The 16,046-nt window shown below is 71.8% G+C and carries 15 protein-coding genes; 14 read left to right on the forward strand and 1 reads right to left on the reverse strand.

Translation table 11 applies throughout. From position 1 onward, the window contains the following. The first annotated feature begins 8 nt into the window (after positions 1 to 8). From N8I87_RS25700 to N8I87_RS25735, 8 genes are all read left to right on the forward strand, one after another. On the forward strand, positions 9 to 1,829 hold the full coding sequence (locus N8I87_RS25700; RefSeq protein WP_263212122.1) for a hypothetical protein: 1,821 nt from the start codon (positions 9 to 11) through the stop codon (positions 1,827 to 1,829). After that, entirely contained in the window at positions 1,826 to 2,164 is a 339-nt protein-coding gene (locus N8I87_RS25705; protein WP_263212124.1) for a hypothetical protein, read from the forward strand. Before N8I87_RS25700 ends, N8I87_RS25705 begins: the two co-directional genes overlap by 4 nt. Further along, a complete protein-coding gene (locus tag N8I87_RS25710) occupies positions 2,161 to 2,712 on the forward strand; it encodes a hypothetical protein (protein ID WP_263212125.1) in 552 nt (183 codons plus the stop codon). The genes N8I87_RS25705 and N8I87_RS25710 overlap by 4 nt, the downstream gene beginning before the upstream one ends. A 49-nt stretch (positions 2,713 to 2,761) precedes the next feature. Next, complete coding sequence (locus N8I87_RS25715; RefSeq protein WP_263212126.1) at positions 2,762 to 4,327, forward strand: AAA family ATPase; 1,566 nt, start codon at positions 2,762 to 2,764, stop codon at positions 4,325 to 4,327. An 84-nt stretch (positions 4,328 to 4,411) separates the two neighbouring features. Then, complete coding sequence (locus N8I87_RS25720; RefSeq protein WP_263212127.1) at positions 4,412 to 4,939, forward strand: hypothetical protein; 528 nt, start codon at positions 4,412 to 4,414, stop codon at positions 4,937 to 4,939. Positions 4,940 to 5,148: 209 nt separating this feature from the next. Then, entirely contained in the window at positions 5,149 to 7,464 is a 2,316-nt protein-coding gene (locus N8I87_RS25725) for an ATP-binding protein (protein WP_263212128.1), read from the forward strand. Between the two features lie 40 nt (positions 7,465 to 7,504). Then, complete coding sequence (locus N8I87_RS25730) at positions 7,505 to 8,425, forward strand: MEDS domain-containing protein (RefSeq protein WP_263212129.1); 921 nt, start codon at positions 7,505 to 7,507, stop codon at positions 8,423 to 8,425. 133 nt (positions 8,426 to 8,558) lie between these two features. Further along, positions 8,559 to 9,041 (forward strand): ATP-binding protein, encoded by a 483-nt coding sequence (locus N8I87_RS25735; RefSeq protein WP_263212130.1) that lies wholly within the window; start codon positions 8,559 to 8,561, stop codon positions 9,039 to 9,041. Positions 9,042 to 9,113: 72 nt separating this feature from the next. Here N8I87_RS25735 and N8I87_RS25740 read toward each other — a convergent pair whose 3' ends face one another. Further along, a complete protein-coding gene (locus tag N8I87_RS25740) occupies positions 9,114 to 10,814 on the reverse strand; it encodes a chitinase (protein ID WP_263212131.1) in 1,701 nt (566 codons plus the stop codon). Between the two features lie 247 nt (positions 10,815 to 11,061). Between N8I87_RS25740 and N8I87_RS25745 the strand changes: the two genes are divergently transcribed. From N8I87_RS25745 to N8I87_RS25770, 6 genes are all read left to right on the forward strand, one after another. After that, a complete protein-coding gene (locus tag N8I87_RS25745) occupies positions 11,062 to 11,922 on the forward strand; it encodes a hypothetical protein (RefSeq protein ID WP_411577284.1) in 861 nt (286 codons plus the stop codon). Between the two features lie 67 nt (positions 11,923 to 11,989). Further along, positions 11,990 to 12,691, forward strand: a complete 702-nt coding sequence (cpaB, locus tag N8I87_RS25750; RefSeq protein WP_263212132.1) for a Flp pilus assembly protein CpaB — start codon at positions 11,990 to 11,992, stop codon at positions 12,689 to 12,691. A gap of 12 nt (positions 12,692 to 12,703) precedes the next feature. Continuing rightward, on the forward strand, positions 12,704 to 13,948 hold the full coding sequence (locus tag N8I87_RS25755; protein ID WP_263212133.1) for a CpaE/TadZ family protein: 1,245 nt from the start codon (positions 12,704 to 12,706) through the stop codon (positions 13,946 to 13,948). 4 nt (positions 13,949 to 13,952) lie between these two features. Further along, on the forward strand, positions 13,953 to 14,330 hold the full coding sequence (locus N8I87_RS25760) for a TadE/TadG family type IV pilus assembly protein (RefSeq protein WP_263212134.1): 378 nt from the start codon (positions 13,953 to 13,955) through the stop codon (positions 14,328 to 14,330). 1 nt (position 14,331) lies between these two features. Beyond that, positions 14,332 to 14,676 (forward strand): TadE/TadG family type IV pilus assembly protein, encoded by a 345-nt coding sequence (locus tag N8I87_RS25765; protein ID WP_263212135.1) that lies wholly within the window; start codon positions 14,332 to 14,334, stop codon positions 14,674 to 14,676. Positions 14,677 to 14,701: 25 nt separating this feature from the next. Further along, on the forward strand, positions 14,702 to 16,039 hold the full coding sequence (locus N8I87_RS25770) for a TadA family conjugal transfer-associated ATPase (protein WP_263212136.1): 1,338 nt from the start codon (positions 14,702 to 14,704) through the stop codon (positions 16,037 to 16,039). Positions 16,040 to 16,046: the final 7 nt, after the last annotated feature.

A 16,046-nucleotide genomic window follows, 5' to 3' on the forward strand; every position in this document is an offset into this window, starting at 1 on the left:
GTTCCCGCATGTCCGAGGTCGACCTCGCCCTGCACCGCAAGGTGCAGGAAGTCAGCAACCTCGTCATCAGGCTCAGCGAACAGGTCGGCTCGGTGTCCGGCCAGGTCTCCACGGTCGAGTCCAACCAGCAGCAGACGCGCACCGAGCTCCAGCAGCTGCGGGACGAGTTCCTGGCCTTCGTCAGACAGGCCGAGTCCACGGCGAACGTGCAGCGCGCCGAGACCCGGATCGGGGCCATCGAGGACAAGATCGACCACGAGTTCGGCCATCACAAGACGGTCCGGCGCACCGCGGTCGGCATGCTCCAGGCCTTCGACGTCGGCCTGGTCTCCGAGGAGAACGTCCGGATGGTCAGCGACCAGCTGATGATCCAGACGCCCCGCTACTGGCTGGCGCCCGCCCTGGTCGCGCTCGCCTCCTGGTCGGCCGACGACCGGCAGCTGTGCGACCGCGCCGTCGACGAGGCGTTCCGCCGCTCGCCCGACCGCACCTCGCTGTTCTTCGCGCTCGTCCTGCGCCGCCAGGGCCGGTCCGAGTCGGCGGTGCGCTGGCTGCGGCACTATCTGCTGGCCCAGGACCCGGCCGCCCTCGGGCGTGAGTTCGCCGTCATCCTGGAGGCCATCGCGCAGGGCGCCTTCGGACTCGTCGGCCGTGATCTGCTCGACCGCACCCTCGCCGAGTGGCGCGCCCAGCTGATGGACAGTGCGGACGCGCAGGCCCGGCAGATCAAGCGGTGGCGCGACGAGATCGACACGCTGCGCGCGCCGTCGAGCCAGGGCGAGTTCCCGCGGCTGGCCGCCGTCTCGCCGCAGTGGGTCACCCTCGACGGCGTGCTGTCCGCCGCGCGCGGGCAGACGGCCCTCCTGGACAAGTACAGGGCCATCATGGAGCGGGAGTTCGAGCCGTCCGAGCGTATCGAGGACGCCGTCGACGACATCCTCGACCGGCTGGTCTCCGAGTACGACAACGAGGAGCTGCCGCTGCGCCGCGACCTCGCCTTCAACCAGGCGGTCGTGGACCACGACGGCGACCTCGGTGCCGCCCGGCAGACGGCCGACGCGGACGCCGCCTCGTACGAGGAGACCCTCGACTACCTCACCGTGCAGACCACCGCGGCCCTCAATCCGCAGGCCATCGGCACCTCCCCGGCCACCCAGCGGCTGGCCGTGGCCGCCTGCCACGAGTGGTTCCAGCAGGCGCACGCCGGCCACACCCGCGACTACCGGGCGGCCGTGCCGCAGGATGTGCAGGCCCAGTTCGGCACTGCGCACAGCGTCGGCGCGCAGACCTTCCAGCTGCCGCCGTGGATCGGCTCGTTCACCCAGCCGCTGGCCACCCTCGAGAAGGCGCTCGGCGACCACTGGGACCACTACACCGGCCCGTTCGTCGACGCGCTCGGCTACCCCTGGCTCAAGAAGGCCGCGCCGCTGATCGCGGTGATCGCGGGCATCCTGCTGTTCTTCGTCGGCTTCTTCCCCGGCTTCGCGTTCGGCGCCGCCGCGATCGTCGGCATCGTCTGGGGCCTGGTCCTCCACAACGGCTCCCAGACCGCCCAGCGCAACCAGGACGCGGCGCGTGAGCTGCTGGCCCGCGCCAAGACCGAGTCGCTGCACCACCTGCGGGCCGCTTCGGCCGAGCTGACGGACTGGTACGAGAAGTTCCGGGACGCCGACCGGGTCGAGGCCAAGGTCCGCGAGCTGATCGCCACGCTGCCGACGGCGGGCGGCGGCGCCTCGCCGTTCGAGGGCCGCACCGTACGCAAGGAGTCCGAGGCCAAGATGCCCGAGGCCAACGAGTCCGTGAAGCCCGAGGAGGACACCGTCCGATGAGCACCCCGCCCCCCACCGCCCAGCCCGACCCCACCCCACCGCCGTCGTACAGACCGCCGGCCGACTCGCCGTGGGCGGCGACCGCCCCACCGGCGGAGGCTCCGGCCGCGCCGTGGAGTGCGGCCACCGGGCAACCCGGCCAGACGCCCGCGGCTTCTCCGTGGGCCGCCTCCGCCGACGGCGCACGCGCCCAGAGCTCACCCTGGGCCGCCCAGCGCCGCCCGCAGCGGGAGCGGGTCACCAGCAGGCTCCGGCGGGTCGTCGAGGGGCTGCCCGACTGGGAGCCGCTGCCGCCCGGCGAGACCGTCGTACGCCGGCCGGGCAGCACATCGTGAGCGGGCTGTGGGGCGACGGCGGCGCCTACCAGGCCTGGGTCGGCTTCCTGCGCCGCTGGGCCGCCCTGGAACCCGCCGACCCGGCCACGCTGCCCGCGCTCGTCCAGGAGCAGTACGACGCCGACACCTGGGTACGCCTCGCCGAGCACCTCACGACCGCCCTGGACACCCGGCTCGTCACCTGGGCCGAGTCCCTCGTCCGCGCCCTGGACCAGGCCCGGGACGCGTTCTCGTACGGCCGTGAACTCGCCCAGGCCCGCACCGGCCTGCACACCGTCCGCGCCCTGGCGGCCCACCCCGGCCTGCCCGAGTCCCTGCGCACCCGGCTCACCGAGCTCGTCGACCGCCAGATCCCGCAGGTCCAGGCCCAGTTGGAGCAGAACCTGGACCACGAGGCCCGGCGCGGCGCGGACCCGAGGACCGTCGAGCGCCGCCGCCGCACCCTGCGGGACAACGCGCTGACCGGAGCCCTCACCGTGCGGACGACCCAGGACGGCTGGGCGTACGACCCGGCGGCACCGTCGCGACGGCGCATCGTGCCCGGGTGAGCGGCCCCGCCGCCCCGCCGCCCGCAATCCACCCTCCGAGAAGGCCCGAATGTCGAACTACGCCGAGAGCCTCAGCCACCTCGACAGCTATATCTCCGCCCGCGTCCCGGTCATCGCGATGCGCACCATCGAGCAGCAGCGCGCCCTGAGGCTGCTGCGCGAGGCGGCGACCCAGTCCCGGCGCAGCAGCATGCCGTTCTGGATCTACACCCGGGCCACCGGACTGCGCGATCTGCGCACCAACGCGCCCGTGCAGGACGACCGTTCGCTCACCGGTGCCATGGACTTCGCCGCGGCCCAGTTCGGCAGCCGCGCCAACGCCACCGTCGTCTTCGTCGACCCCGACGAGCTGGAGTCGGACACCCCGGTCACCCGGCACTTCGCCGAGCTGGCGCGGCTCGCCGACAGCAACATGGGCAGCATCGTGCTGATCACGGACACGCCGATCTGGAGCGGTCTGCAGCGCCTCGGCATGAGCCTGCGTCTCGACCTGCCGGACTCCGAGGAGATGTACGGCATCCTCAGCGGTTTCCTGGGTGATCACCACGGCCACATCCCCATCGAGTGGACCGAGGAGGACGCCCGCCGTGCCGCGGAGTTCCTGAGCGGGGTCACCGAGGCGGAGTGCGTCAACCTGATGGCGACCATCGCCGCCAAGGGCTCCATCCGGCGCGACGACGTCCTCGGCCTCGCCCAGGCCAAGGACCGCATCTTCAGCGACCTCACCGGCCTGGAGAGGGTGCAGCTCAGGCAGAGCGACTACGCCATCGGCGGGCTGAGCGGTCTGCGCACCTGGCTGGAGCGCAAGCACGACATGATCTCCCGCGACCTCAGGAACACCGCCCTGCGGCCGCCGCGCGGAGTGCTGCTGGTCGGTGTCCCCGGCTGCGGCAAGTCCCTGTCCGCCAAGGCCATCGCCCACGACTGGAAACTCCCGCTGTACCGGCTCGACATGGCCTCCATCCACGGCAAGTACCTCGGTGAGTCCGAGGGCCGCTTCCGGGAGGCGCTCGCCATGGCCGACCGGGTGGCGCCCTGTGTCCTGTGGATCGACGAGATCGAGAAGGGCCTGGCCGGCCGCGACGACATGTCCGGCGTGCCGCAGCGCATCATCGGCCAGTTCCTCTACTGGCTCCAGGAGTCCCAGTCCCGCGCCTTCGTCGTGGCCACCGCCAACGACATCCGCAGCCTGCCGCCCGAACTCCTGCGCAAGGGCCGCTTCGACGAGCTGTTCTTCGTCGACCTGCCCGACGCCCAGGACCGCAAGGAGATCATCCGCATCTACCACCGGCGCTATCTCCAGGCGGACCTCGACCCCGACCGGCTGGACCGGCTCGTCGACCTCTCCGAGGGCTTCGCCGGCTCCGACATCGAGGCCGCGCTGCACGACGTGGGCGAGGAGGCGGTGCGCCGAGGCGGCGTGGCCCAGCTGAAGGACTCGTACGTGATGGACACCTTCGCCCAGGTACGCCCGCTCAGCGTCAGCAATCCCGAGCAGATCGAGGAGATCCGCGCCTGGGGCCGCGAGCGCGCGGTGCCGGCCGGCCGGGCCGCGGTGACACCGGTGCCGGGCGACGGGGGACGGACGCGGCGGATCGTGTTCATGGACGAGTAGGGCCGATGACGAGCAATCGGGGTGAACCCGGGTGAAGGGTGGTCCGGCTGGTTCCGGCACAGGTATGTCGTCCATACTGCCGCCGTGGAGCAGCGCATAGGATCGAGCAGCAAGCCCCTGAAGGGCGCCGGATTCGACCCGGCCTTCATCCCCGGGCTCACCTCCCCAGGGTCCGCGGAGCCGGAGGACGCCGAGCCGGAGACGGCCGAGGCGGAGGCCGAGACGGCCGAGGCGGCGGTGTCGGACGAGGATGCGGCACCGGCAAAGGCCGCCACCGACGAGGCCGAGGACGAGGCCGAGGAATCGGCGGAGTCGGACGAGCCGGAAACCCCGGAGGGTCCCGTCTTCGAGGCCGCCGACCGTCGCGCCAAGATAGTGGCCGACCACAAGGGCGTCCGCCTCACCCTCGACGAGGAGTCCTGCGAGTTCCGCTGGGACGAGATCGGCGCGGTCGAGACGGAGGCCCCCCGCTTCGGCAAGCGCTTCACCGTCACGGTGCACACTCCTGACCGCCGCTGGTTCCCGATCGAGATCGAGGCGACGGCCAGGAGCCGCTTCAAGGAGTGGGAAGAGCAGCTGGACGCGGTGCTGGACGCCTACTTCGAGGAGTGACCGGCTGACCCGCGGTACCGGGCTTCCTTCCTGATCGACCGGTACACGCCGTCCGCGTACCGGCCCGAACCGGCCGGGCAGTGTACGCGCGCGGCGGCCGGCCGGAGTGTCCCCGGCCAAAGAGCACTCGTTGGCGTGATGAGGGTGTGCGAGCCCACGCACCCCCGGGCAAGAGTGGGGGGTCCGGCCAACAGGAGGGCTGGCTGATCATGGGCGGATCAGCGCCGCGACGCGGCTCTCACCGGCCGGTCGAGACGACCAGCTTCGTCGACCGGCGGGACGAGCAGGCGCAGGGCCGTGAACTGCTGGCCAGGGCACGCCTGGTCACGCTCACCGGCCCCGGCGGCGTCGGCAAGACCCGCCTCGCCGGACGGATCGCGGCCCGCGTCGAGCGCGCCTTCCCGGACGGTGTGCGCCACGTCCAGCTCTCCGGCCTGCACGACCCGGCGCTCGTCCCGCTCGCCGCCGCCGACGCGCTCGACCTGCACGACCACTCCGACCAGCCTCCGCTGGACGCCCTGGTGGAACAGCTCCGCGACCGTCGGCTGCTCCTGGTCGTCGACAACTGCGAGCACCTGTCGGCCGCCTGCGCCGAACTCGCCACCGCCCTGCTGCGCGGCACCACCGGCATCCGCATCCTCGCCACCAGCCGCCATCGCCTCGGGCTCACCGAGGAGCACCTCATGGAGGTACGGCCCCTGCCGGTCCCCGACCCCGACGGCGACCTGTCCGCCGCCGAGGCCCACCCGGCCCTGGCCCTGTTCGCCGACCGCGCCGCCGCCGTCGTCCCCGGCTTCCGTCTCACCCCCGGCAACCACGCCGCCGTCGCCCGCCTCTGCGCCCGCCTCGACGGCCTCCCGCTCGCCATCGAACTCGCCGCCGTCCGGATGCGCGTCCTCGGCATCGAACAGCTCCTGGCCCGTCTCGACGACCGCTACCGTCTGCTCTCCGCCGGCAGCCCCGCCGTCGCGCCCCGCCACCAGACGCTCCGCGCCGCCGTCGACTGGAGCCATGAACTGTGCACCGAGCGCGAACAGTCGGTGTGGGCCCGGCTGTCGGTGCTGGCCGGGAGCTTCGACCTGGAGACGGCGGAGGCGGTGTGCGCGGACGGCGAGCGGATCGTGCCGTACGACGTCCTCGAAGCCGTCGCCGGGCTCGTCGACAAGTCCGTCCTCGGCCGGGAGAGCGGGCCCGGCGGGGTGCGCTACCGGCTGCTGGACACCCTGCGCCACTACGGCCTCGACCAGTTGCGCGAGCACCACGGCGAGGAGACGGCCGCCCGGTGCCGCCAGCGGGACTGGATGCAGGAGCGGGCCGCCGGATACGAGAGACGCTGGTTCGGGCCGGGCCAGCGGGAGATCGTCGCCCGGCTCCGCGCCGACCAGGACAATCTGCGCGCCGCCCTCGACTTCAGCCTCACCACACCGGGCGAGGAACTCGCCGGGCTGCGCCTCGCGGGCACCCTGTGGTTCTACTGGCACGCCTGCGGAGCACCCCGCGAGGGCCGCTACTGGCTCGACCGCGCCCTCGACACCGGCCCCGGACCGAGCCGGGAACGCGCGCGGGCCCTGTGGATCTCCGGTCTGCTGGCGGGCTGCCCCGAGGACCTCACCCGCGGGCTGCGCCGCGCCGAGGAGGCCCGCGCCCTGGCCCAGGAACTCGGCGACCCGGCCGAGGCGGCCCACGCCGACTACGTCATCGGCGTCGTCCAGCTCTTCGCCGACGACCTGCACACCGCCCTGCGCCACTACGAGTGCACCGTCGCCCGCGGCCCGGTCCCCGGCCAGCACCTCAGCCTGCACGGCCTCGACCTGGTCGAACTCGCCTGCGTCCTGGCCCTGCTGGGGGAGGCGACCCGCGCGGTCGCCGTCTGCGAGGACGCCCTGCGCCTGTGCGAGCGGCACGACGAGGAATGGGTGCGCTCGTACGTGCTGCGCATCCTCGCCCTGGCCCACACGGTGCGGGGGGACTGGCGGCGCGCCGAGCCGTACGCCTGCCAGGCCCTGCGCCTCAAGCTCGATGTGCACGACGTCATCGGCATCGGACTCACCCTCGACCTGCTGGCGCGGCTCGCCGACGGGACCGGGGCCGCCGAGCGCGCCGCCGTGCTGCTCGGCGGCGCCGACCGGGTCTGGTCCGACATCGACCGCGACCGCTGGGGCTCGAAGGCCCTCAACTCTGCCCGGCGCGACTGCGAGACGCGGGTGCGCGCGGCGGTGGGACAGCGGACGTACGAGCGGGCGTACGCCAGGGGCGCCTCGCTCGGCCTCGGCGAGATCGTGTCGTACGTGCTGCACGACCCCGAGGACACCGGCGCGGGGCGGGAGCCGGCCGCGGTCCCGCGGCTGACCCGCCGGGAGGCCGAGGTCGCCCAGCTCGTCGCCGAGGGGCTGGCCAACCAGCAGATCGCCGACCGCCTGGTCATCGCCCGCCGCACGGCCGAGGGCCATGTGGAGCGCATCCTCAGCAAGCTCGGCTTCAGCAACCGCAGCCAGATCGCCGCCTGGGTGACGGCCCAGCGCTGATGACTCCCACCGTGAGGGACGTACGACAGATGGGGAACCCATGAGTGCAGACACACGCGCGCACACCGGCCCGGTCCAGGGGGACTTCGACCACCGTATGGCGGTGTTCGGCTCGGACGACGAGTTCGTGGCGGCGGCGCTGCCCTTCCTCGCCGAGGGCCTGGCCGCGCCCGACGAGCCACCGCCCGTGGCCATCGTCGCCCCCGCCGGTCTCGACCTCCTGCGGGACGCCCTGGGGGCCGACGCCCGGAAGGTCGGCTTCATCGCGCACACCGACTGGTACACCGGATCCGCCGCCAACGCGGTGGCGCAGAGCGCCGGTTACCTCGCCGCGCACGCCGGCCCCGGCGGCCGTATCCACCTGCTGATGGAGCCGGACTGGGCGGGCCGCGCGGGCAGTTCGCCCCGTGAGACCGCCGAGTGGGTCCGCTACGAATCCCTGGCGAACCTCCTCTTCGCCCCCTTCTCCACGACCGCGATGTGCGCCTACGACACCCGCGTCGCGGGCCTCGCCCTCGTCGAGGCGGCCCGCCGGGCCCACCCCGCCACCGGCGTCTACGAGCCCCCGCCCGCCCTGGTGCGCGAACTGGACGCCGTACCCCTGCCGCCGCCCCCCGACGACGCCACCCCGTTGTCCGCCCCGGCCGCCGAGGTCGTACGCGCGTGGTCGGCGCAGCACCGGCTCCCGGCCGCACATGCCGAGTTGTTCACCACGGCGGTGACCGAGGCGGCCGCCGCGCTCGGCCCCGTCACCGGCACCCTGCTGTGGGGCCGGGCCCCGTCCTGCGTCTGCGAGCTGCGCCTGTCCCATCGCGTCGCCGACCCGCTCGCCGGCTTCGTACCGCCGCCCACCGGTGAGCTGGAGCCCGGACAGGGACTGTGGTTCACCCGCCAGGTCTGCGCCTACGTGGACGTGCGCGACCACGCCGAGGGATCGACCGTCCGCATCCAGTACGCGTAGCGGCGGCGGCCCCCGCGGATACGCACGCATGTCCGCATCCATGCATACGCGGGTGCCGGGCGGAGCGACGCAGGTAAGGATTCGGGTATTCCTCCCCGTGTGAGCGGGTATACGGGGAGGGCACCCTCAGAACATGCTGCATCCTTCCGGGAGAAGCCTTCCGGACCCCGGCCCTCAGTACGCCGCGTATCCGCAGCCGCCCATACGGGCCGGCCATCTGAGCGTCGGGTACGACCCCGTGCCCTCGGCGGCCCGCGAGGCGCGCACGGCTGTCCGCAGGCAGCTGGAGGAGTGGGGGCTCGCGGAGCGGGACGAGGTCGTCGACGTGGCCGAGCTCCTGGTCAGCGAGCTGGCCACCAACGCCCTGCGGCACGCGTCGAGCCCGTTCCGGCTGACCCTCCTGGCCTCCCACGGCGTCCTGCGCTGCGAGGTCGCCGACACCGACCGCCGAACGCCCGAGGTGCTCGACGCGGGCATCGCGGAGAGCGGCCGGGGGATGACCCTGGTGGACGCCCTGGCCCGCCGCTGGGGCTGCCATCAGGACGGGCCGGGCAAGACCGTGTGGTTCGAGCTCGGCACCTGCGACTGCGAGGGTTGCGGCCACCGAGAGCCGTAGGCCCACAAAGCCCGGACCCCCGGCGGCCACTCGGGCCGCCGGGGTCCTTGTCCCACCGCCTTCGGGTCGCTGCTACGGCAGTGCGTGCACGTGCGGGGCCACCGAGTTCGACCACGCGTTGCCCGCGGACGCGTCCCAGTTCGTCGACCAGGTCATCGCGCCCCGTAGGCCGGGGTAGGTCTTCGACGGCTTGAAGGTGCCGCAGGCCGTGGCCTTGGTCAGGCAGTCCAGGGCGTTGTTCACCACGGTCGGCGAGACATAGCCGCTGCCCGCCGCGCTCGTCGAGGCCGGGAGGCCGAGGCCGACCTGGGACGGGGACAGGCCGCCCTCCAGCTGGATGCAGGCCAGGGCGGTGAGGAAGTCCACGGAGCCCTGGGAGTAGACCTTGCCGTCGCAACCGAGCATCGAACCACTGTTGTAGTACTGCATGTTGACGACCGTGAGGATGTCCTTGAGGTTCAGGGCCGTCTGGAAGTAGGAGTTCGAGGTCGACTGCATGTCGATCGTCTGCGGGGCCATCGTCAGGATCAGGGACGAGCCAGCCTTCCCCGACAGCGCGCGCAGGGCCTGCGTCATGTACGTCGCGTTGAGGCCGTTCTCCAGGTCGATGTCGACGCCGTCGAAGCCGTACGTCTGCATCAGCGAGTAGACGGAGTCGGCGAAGTTCGCGGCCGACGTCGGGTCGCTCACCGACACCGTGCCGTTCTGGCCGCCGACCGAGACGATGACCTTCTTCCCGGCGGCCTGCTTCGCCTTGATGTCCGCCTTGAACTGGTCGACGGTGTAGCCGCCGAGACCGGCCGAGTCCAGGTTGAAGGTCACTGCGCCCGGCGTCGAGGTGGCGTCCGCGAAGGCCACCGCGACGATGTCGTACGACGAGGGCACGTCGGAGATCTTCTGGACCCTGGCCCCGTTGTTGAAGTTCTGCCAGTACCCGGTCACCGCGTGCTTGGGCAGGTCGCCCCCGCCGCCTCCGCCTCCGGTCGCCGCCGTCGTCCCCGTCACAGCCGCCGACTTCGGCGACTCACCCGCCGAGTTGGTCGCGGTGACCTGGAAGGAGTACGACGACGAGGCGGCCAGGCCGGTCACGGTCGCCGAGGTGCCGGTCACCGCGGTCACCTTCGTGCCCTCGCGGTAGACGCTGTAGCCCGTCGCGCCCGACACCGCGTTCCAGGACAGCGACACCGACGAGGAGGTCGTACCGGACACGGCCAGGCCGGCCGGTGCGCCCGGCACCGTCGGGGCCGGGTCGCCGCCTCCGCCGCCGTCGGGGCCGTACACCGACACGTCGTCGGCGTAGTACGCGGGCTGGCCGTACCAGCCGTGCGTGTACACCGTGACCGAGGTCGTCGACGCGCCCGTCGTGAACGAGGTCGACAGCTGCTTCCACGACGTGGAGTCGGGGGTCCACGTCGACACGTCCGTCGTGCCCGTACCGGTCACGCCCAGGTATGCGTAGCCGCCCTGCAGCCACGCGCTCAGCGTGTACGACGAGTTGGGCTTCACCGCCACCGTCTGGGAGCACTGGGCGTAGTCCTGCCCGGCCGGTGTCGCCTTCAGCGCGGCCGTGCCGGAGCGGGCGGGGGAGGAGACCGTCGTACCGCTGTTCGCGGAGCAGGTCCAGTTGCTCAGGGCCGACTCGAAGCCGGCGTTCTTGACGTTGTTCACATCCGCGGCGGATGCCGGTCCCCCGGACATCCCCGCCAGTGCCACCGCCGTCGAGAAGGCGGCGACGGCCGACCAGGTTCGTGTGCGTCGTCTCTGTCTGGGCATGACAACAAGTTGGTCCAGACCAATCCGACTGTCAATAGGTCCAGACCAAATGAAGGAACTGTCGGATGCTCAACCTGTCCTGATTTGACGGGGCTTGCGCACACACGGATCCCGACCAGCTACCCAAACGCTGTTCTCCGGTCACGGAGCCGTGGATACAGTGCTGAGGTAGTCACGCAATGAAGTCGTTCCGGCGCACTGGAGTAACACCGGTGGGCCGACGGGTGGGAAGAGCGGGGAGCTGCGCGTGCCAACTGCCATTGCCGTGACCAGTGCCGACATGGCGCTGCCGCCGCAGGACGAACGGACCGTGCCCGCCGTCGTACTGCGGGACCTCGACAAGCGGCCGCTGGAACATGCGCTCGCCGAACTCCAGGGGCTCGTCGAACAGCACGGGCATGTGATCGTCGTGTGCTCGCAGGCCGTACCGGCCGCCGTGACACAGCGGCTGCACACCCTGCGCTCGCTCATGGAGAGCGACCGCATAGCCCTGTTCCGGCCCGAACTGCCACCGCTCGGGATCGCCGTCCTGGCCCGCCAGTTGAGACAGCTCGCCTCCTGCGACCTCAGCCCCGGCGTCCTCGCCTCCGCGGGACGGCTGCTCACCCACTACATCCACGCCGGCGCGGTCCTCGGCTCCGTCGCCAGACTGGACCGCGTCCCGGTGAGCCTGAAGGCGCATGCCAAGTCCTGGGTGCCCGGCAGCCAGTTCGCCGTCCTCGCCCACCCCGAACCGCGGCTCGTGCGGATCGGACCCGGTGCCACCCTGGCCGGTCCCGAGTTCGCCACCTGGATGCTCGTCGCCAAGGGCCAGTTGCAGTCCGAGTGGACCGGCACCCTCTCCAAGGCCTGGAGCGTGCACGGGCTGCGCGAGGTCCCGCTGGCCGCCGAGTCCGCCCACTGGTGGGGTACGAGCCGGGTCGTCGAGTTCTGCAGCTACCTCGCCGACCTCTCCGTCCTGTACCAACTGGTCACCTCGGTACGGCAGAACAGCTGCCACTGGTGCGGCATCGACGTCATCGGGGACCGCTGCGTCTTCTGCTCGGCCACCCCGCCCGGCCATGAACCACCCGCTCCACGGGCCCTGGAGCAGCGAACGCCCGCCTGATCGGCCCGGCCCGCTCAGTCCCCTTCGATCCCGCACGACCGAGTCCCCCAATGAGGTTGCACGGTTCATGAACTCCCGTCAGCGCCGCGGCGTGATACTCCTGATCCTGTCGGTGCTCTGCGCGCTCGGCGCGTTCGCCGGCGTGCTCTCCGTCATCGACGACGTGAAGTCCAAGGTCGGCCCCGAGGTCACCGCGTACCGGCTGAGGTCCGACGTGGCGCCCTACACGACGCTGAACACGGGCCAGTTCGAGAAGATCAAGATGCCCGAGCGGTGGCTGTCGGCCAACGCGGTCACGAACCTGCGCGACATCGACGGCAAGATCGCCGTGACCACCCTGCGCAAGGGCTCCCTGCTGCAGACCGACATGATCGTCGACCAGCCCGCGCTGCAGGCGGGCCAGCAGGAGGTCGCCATCATGATCGACGCGGCCACCGGCGTCGCCGGCAAGATCACCGCGGGCTCCCGGGTCAACGTCTACGCCACCTTCGAGGGCAAGAAGCAGGGCGACCCCGACCTGTCCAAGATCATCGTGACGAACGCCCGGGTCCTCGACGTCGGCAAGCTCACCTCCCTCGAGCCCGACAACAAGAACCAGCAGCCCACCGACGCCGTCCCGATCACCTTCGCGCTGTCCACCATCGACGCCCAGCGCATCACCTACGCCGAGTCGTTCGCCCAGCGGGTGAGGCTCGCGCTGGTCGCACCCGGCAGCACGACCACCGTCCCGGACAAGGACCGCACGTACGAACTCGCGACGGACAAGTGAGAGGCGTCCCGCATGCCCACCAGGATCCTCCCGGCCGTCTCGGACCCGGACGCGGTCCGCTCGCTCACCACCCTGCTCAGCCAACTGCCCGACGCCGAACCGCTGGCCCCGGTGACCGACTCCACCCAGCTGATCGACACTCTCGCCCGCCTCGCCGCCGAGTCCGTCGACGAACTGCCCGAGGTCGTCGTCGTGCACGAGCGCATCGGCCCGGTCCCCGCACTGGAGCTGATCCGCGAAGTCGCCCTGCGCTTCCCGGCCGTCGGCGTCATCCTCGTCACCACGGACGTCAGCTCCGGGCTCTTCTCCGCGGCCATGGACTCCGGCGCCCGCGGCCTGGTCGGCCTCCCGCTGGGCTACGAGGAGCTGGCCAGCCGCGTCCAGGCCGTCGCCCAGTGGTCCAACGGCGTACGACGCCATCTCGGGCACGGCTCCGACGTGTTCTCCGGCGTCGGCGGTACGGTCGTCACGGTCAGCGGCGCCAAGGGCGGCGTCGGCGCCACCCTCACGGCCATCCAACTGGCCCTGGCCGCCCAGGCGTCCGGACGCGCCACCGCCCTGATCGACATGGACCTCCAGGCCGGCGACGTCGCCTCCTTCCTCGACATCCAGTTCCGCCGCTCGGTCGTCGACCTCGCCGCCATCACCGACATCTCCCCGCGCGTCCTCGCCGACGCCGTCTTCCGCCACGACACGGGCCTCGCCCTGCTGCTCGCCCCCGGCGACGGCGAACGCGGCGAGGAGGTCACCGACCGCGCCGCCCGCCAGATCGTCAGCGCCGTGCGCTCCCGCTACGAAGTCGTCGTCGTCGACTGCGGCGCCCAGCTCAGCGGGGCCAGCGCCGCCGCCGTCGAGATGGCCGACACGGCACTGCTGGTGACCACCCCGGACGTGGTCGCGGTACGGGCCGCCAAACGCACCGTACGCATGTGGGACCGGCTGCAGATCCGCAAGGCCGAGGAGACCACGGTCGTCGTCAACCGCCACACCCGCGGTACGGAGATCCAGCCGCCCCTGGTCCAGCGCATCACCGGCACCGCGCTGGCCGGCACGGCCGTACCCGCCAACTTCAAGGAACTCCAGAGCGCCGTGGACGCCGGACGCATCCACGAGCTCGACAGCAGGAGCACGGTGAAACAGGCCCTGTGGCGGCTCGCCGGGGAACTGGGACTCGCGCGCGCCCCCGAAGGCTCCCACCGGGGCGGCCGGATGCGCGGGGACCGGGGGTCGGTGAGTCTGCGACGCCGGAAGGAGTGAGGGGATGAGACGGCCACGCGGGGACGAGGGACAGGTCAGCATCGAGTTCCTCGGTATGACTCCGCTGATCGTGCTGACGCTGGTGCTGGTGTGGCAGTGCGTGTTGGTGGGGTACACCTTCACGCTCGCCGGGAATGCTGCCGACGAGGCTGTGCGGGCGGGGACGGCGGCGCCACGGGGAGAACGCGAAGCCGCTTGCCAGGCCGCGGGGATGAAGCACCTGTCGGCGGCATGGAGAGGGGATGCCACGGTGAACTGCGGCGGGGTCGGCTTTGTGACCGCCGACGTGTACCTCAAGGTCCCTGTCCTGTTCCCGGGCGTGATCGGCTTCCCGGTCACGGTGCACGGCCACGCCGGTGCCGTGGAGGAGGTGAAGGACTGAGATGCCGTACCTCCGCAAGCGGCGCGACAGCGGGCAGGTCGCCATCGAGTACCTCGGCTTCATCCCGATCCTGCTGATCGTCGGCCTGGCCGGCATCCAGATCGGGGCCGTCGCCTACGCGGCCGAGCAGGCGGGAACGGCCGCCCATGCGGGGGCACGTGCCGCCTCCCTGCGGCAGGACGTGGGACAGGCGTGCGCAAACGCGGTCAGTGCCGGGATCGACGTGCGGTGCGATCCCTCGGAAGGGGACGACACCGTCACCGTCACCGCCACCGTCCACATCCCCAAGGTCGTCTGGGACTTCGGCTACGCCCACCGGACCGCCACGATGCCGCTCGACCACTGACCCAGGAACGAGGAGCACCCCACCCATGAGCCTGCGGGCACGCATCAACTCCCCCGAGGAGCACGGCAGCCGGGGCGAGGACGGCCATCTGGTCGCCTCCTACCGGGCCAAGCTCCTGGAGGAGATCGACCTCGCGGAGATGAGCTCACTGGCCGCCGCCGAGCGCCGGGCCAGGCTGGAGCGGGTGCTCGGGCACATCATCAGCCGCGAGGGCCCCGTCCTGTCGACGGTGGAGCGTTCCCAGCTGATCCGCCGGGTGGTCGACGAGGCACTGGGCCTCGGCATCCTGGAACCGCTGCTCGAGGACGCCTCCATCACGGAGATCATGGTGAACGGCCCCGACGCGATCTTCGTCGAGCGCGGCGGCCGGGTCGAGCAGCTGCCGCTGCGCTTCGCCTCCCAGGACCAGCTGATGCAGACGATCGAGCGGATCGTCTCGACGGTCAACCGCCGCGTGGACGAGTCCAACCCGATGGTCGACGCCCGCCTCCCGTCCGGCGAGCGCGTCAACGTCATCATCCCGCCCCTGTCGCTCACCGGCCCCACCCTCACCATCCGCCGCTTCCCGCGCTCCTACACCCTCCCGGAGCTGATCGAGTTCGGCTCGCTGGACGAGCACATGCTGTTCCTGCTCGCCGGCCTGGTGCAGGCGAAGTTCAACATCATCGTGTCCGGAGCCACCGGCACCGGAAAGACGACCCTGCTCAACGCCCTGTCCGGGCTCATCCCGGCACACGAACGCATCATCACCATCGAGGACTCGGCCGAACTCCAGCTCCAGCAGACACACGTCGTCCGCCTGGAGTCACGCCCCCCGAACGTGGAGGGCAAGGGCCAGGTCACCATCCGCGACCTGGTCCGCAACTCCCTGCGCATGCGCCCCGACCGCATCGTCGTCGGCGAGGTCCGCGGCGGGGAGTCCCTTGACATGCTCCAGGCGATGTCGACCGGCCACGACGGCTCCCTGGCCACCGTGCACGCCAACAGTGCCGAGGACGCGCTCACCCGCCTCCAGACCCTCGCGTCCATGTCCGACGTCGAGGTCCCCTTCGTGGCGCTGCACGACCAGATCAACAGCGCCGTCGACGTCATCGTCCAGCTCACCCGCTTCGCCGACGGCGCCCGCCGCATCACCGAGATCGCCCTGCTCGACAGCCACGGCGGCGAGCCCTACCGGCTGGCGACGGTCGCCCACTTCCACGCACAGCCCATGACCCCCGACGGCCGTGTCCACGGCGTCTTCCAGTACTTCCCCCTCCCGCGCCGCACCGCCGACCGCCTCTACATGGCGAGCCAGCCCATCCCCCAGGCCTTCGGCGTCGCCCGGCACGCGGACCAGCTCGCCACCCGAGAAGCCAGGTAGGTAGGCC

Source organism: Streptomyces sp. HUAS 15-9, assembly GCF_025642155.1.
GTDB lineage: Bacteria > Actinomycetota > Actinomycetes > Streptomycetales > Streptomycetaceae > Streptomyces.

Excerpts from the sequence above, each read along its gene's own strand:
- N8I87_RS25700 (WP_263212122.1), top strand. The coding sequence starts at position 9 with ATGTCCGAGGTCGACCTCGCCCTGCACCGCAAGGTGCAGGAAGTCAGC.
- N8I87_RS25705 (WP_263212124.1), top strand. The coding sequence starts at position 1,826 with ATGAGCACCCCGCCCCCCACCGCCCAGCCCGACCCCACCCCACCGCCG.
- N8I87_RS25715 (WP_263212126.1), top strand. The coding sequence starts at position 2,762 with ATGTCGAACTACGCCGAGAGCCTCAGCCACCTCGACAGCTATATCTCC.
- N8I87_RS25725 (WP_263212128.1), top strand. The coding sequence starts at position 5,149 with ATGGGCGGATCAGCGCCGCGACGCGGCTCTCACCGGCCGGTCGAGACG.
- N8I87_RS25730 (WP_263212129.1), top strand. The coding sequence starts at position 7,505 with ATGAGTGCAGACACACGCGCGCACACCGGCCCGGTCCAGGGGGACTTC.
- N8I87_RS25735 (WP_263212130.1), top strand. The coding sequence starts at position 8,559 with ATGCTGCATCCTTCCGGGAGAAGCCTTCCGGACCCCGGCCCTCAGTAC.
- N8I87_RS25740 (WP_263212131.1), bottom strand. The coding sequence starts at position 10,814 with ATGCCCAGACAGAGACGACGCACACGAACCTGGTCGGCCGTCGCCGCC.
- cpaB (WP_263212132.1), top strand. The coding sequence starts at position 11,990 with ATGAACTCCCGTCAGCGCCGCGGCGTGATACTCCTGATCCTGTCGGTG.
- N8I87_RS25755 (WP_263212133.1), top strand. The coding sequence starts at position 12,704 with ATGCCCACCAGGATCCTCCCGGCCGTCTCGGACCCGGACGCGGTCCGC.
- N8I87_RS25760 (WP_263212134.1), top strand. The coding sequence starts at position 13,953 with ATGAGACGGCCACGCGGGGACGAGGGACAGGTCAGCATCGAGTTCCTC.
- N8I87_RS25765 (WP_263212135.1), top strand. The coding sequence starts at position 14,332 with ATGCCGTACCTCCGCAAGCGGCGCGACAGCGGGCAGGTCGCCATCGAG.
- N8I87_RS25770 (WP_263212136.1), top strand. The coding sequence starts at position 14,702 with ATGAGCCTGCGGGCACGCATCAACTCCCCCGAGGAGCACGGCAGCCGG.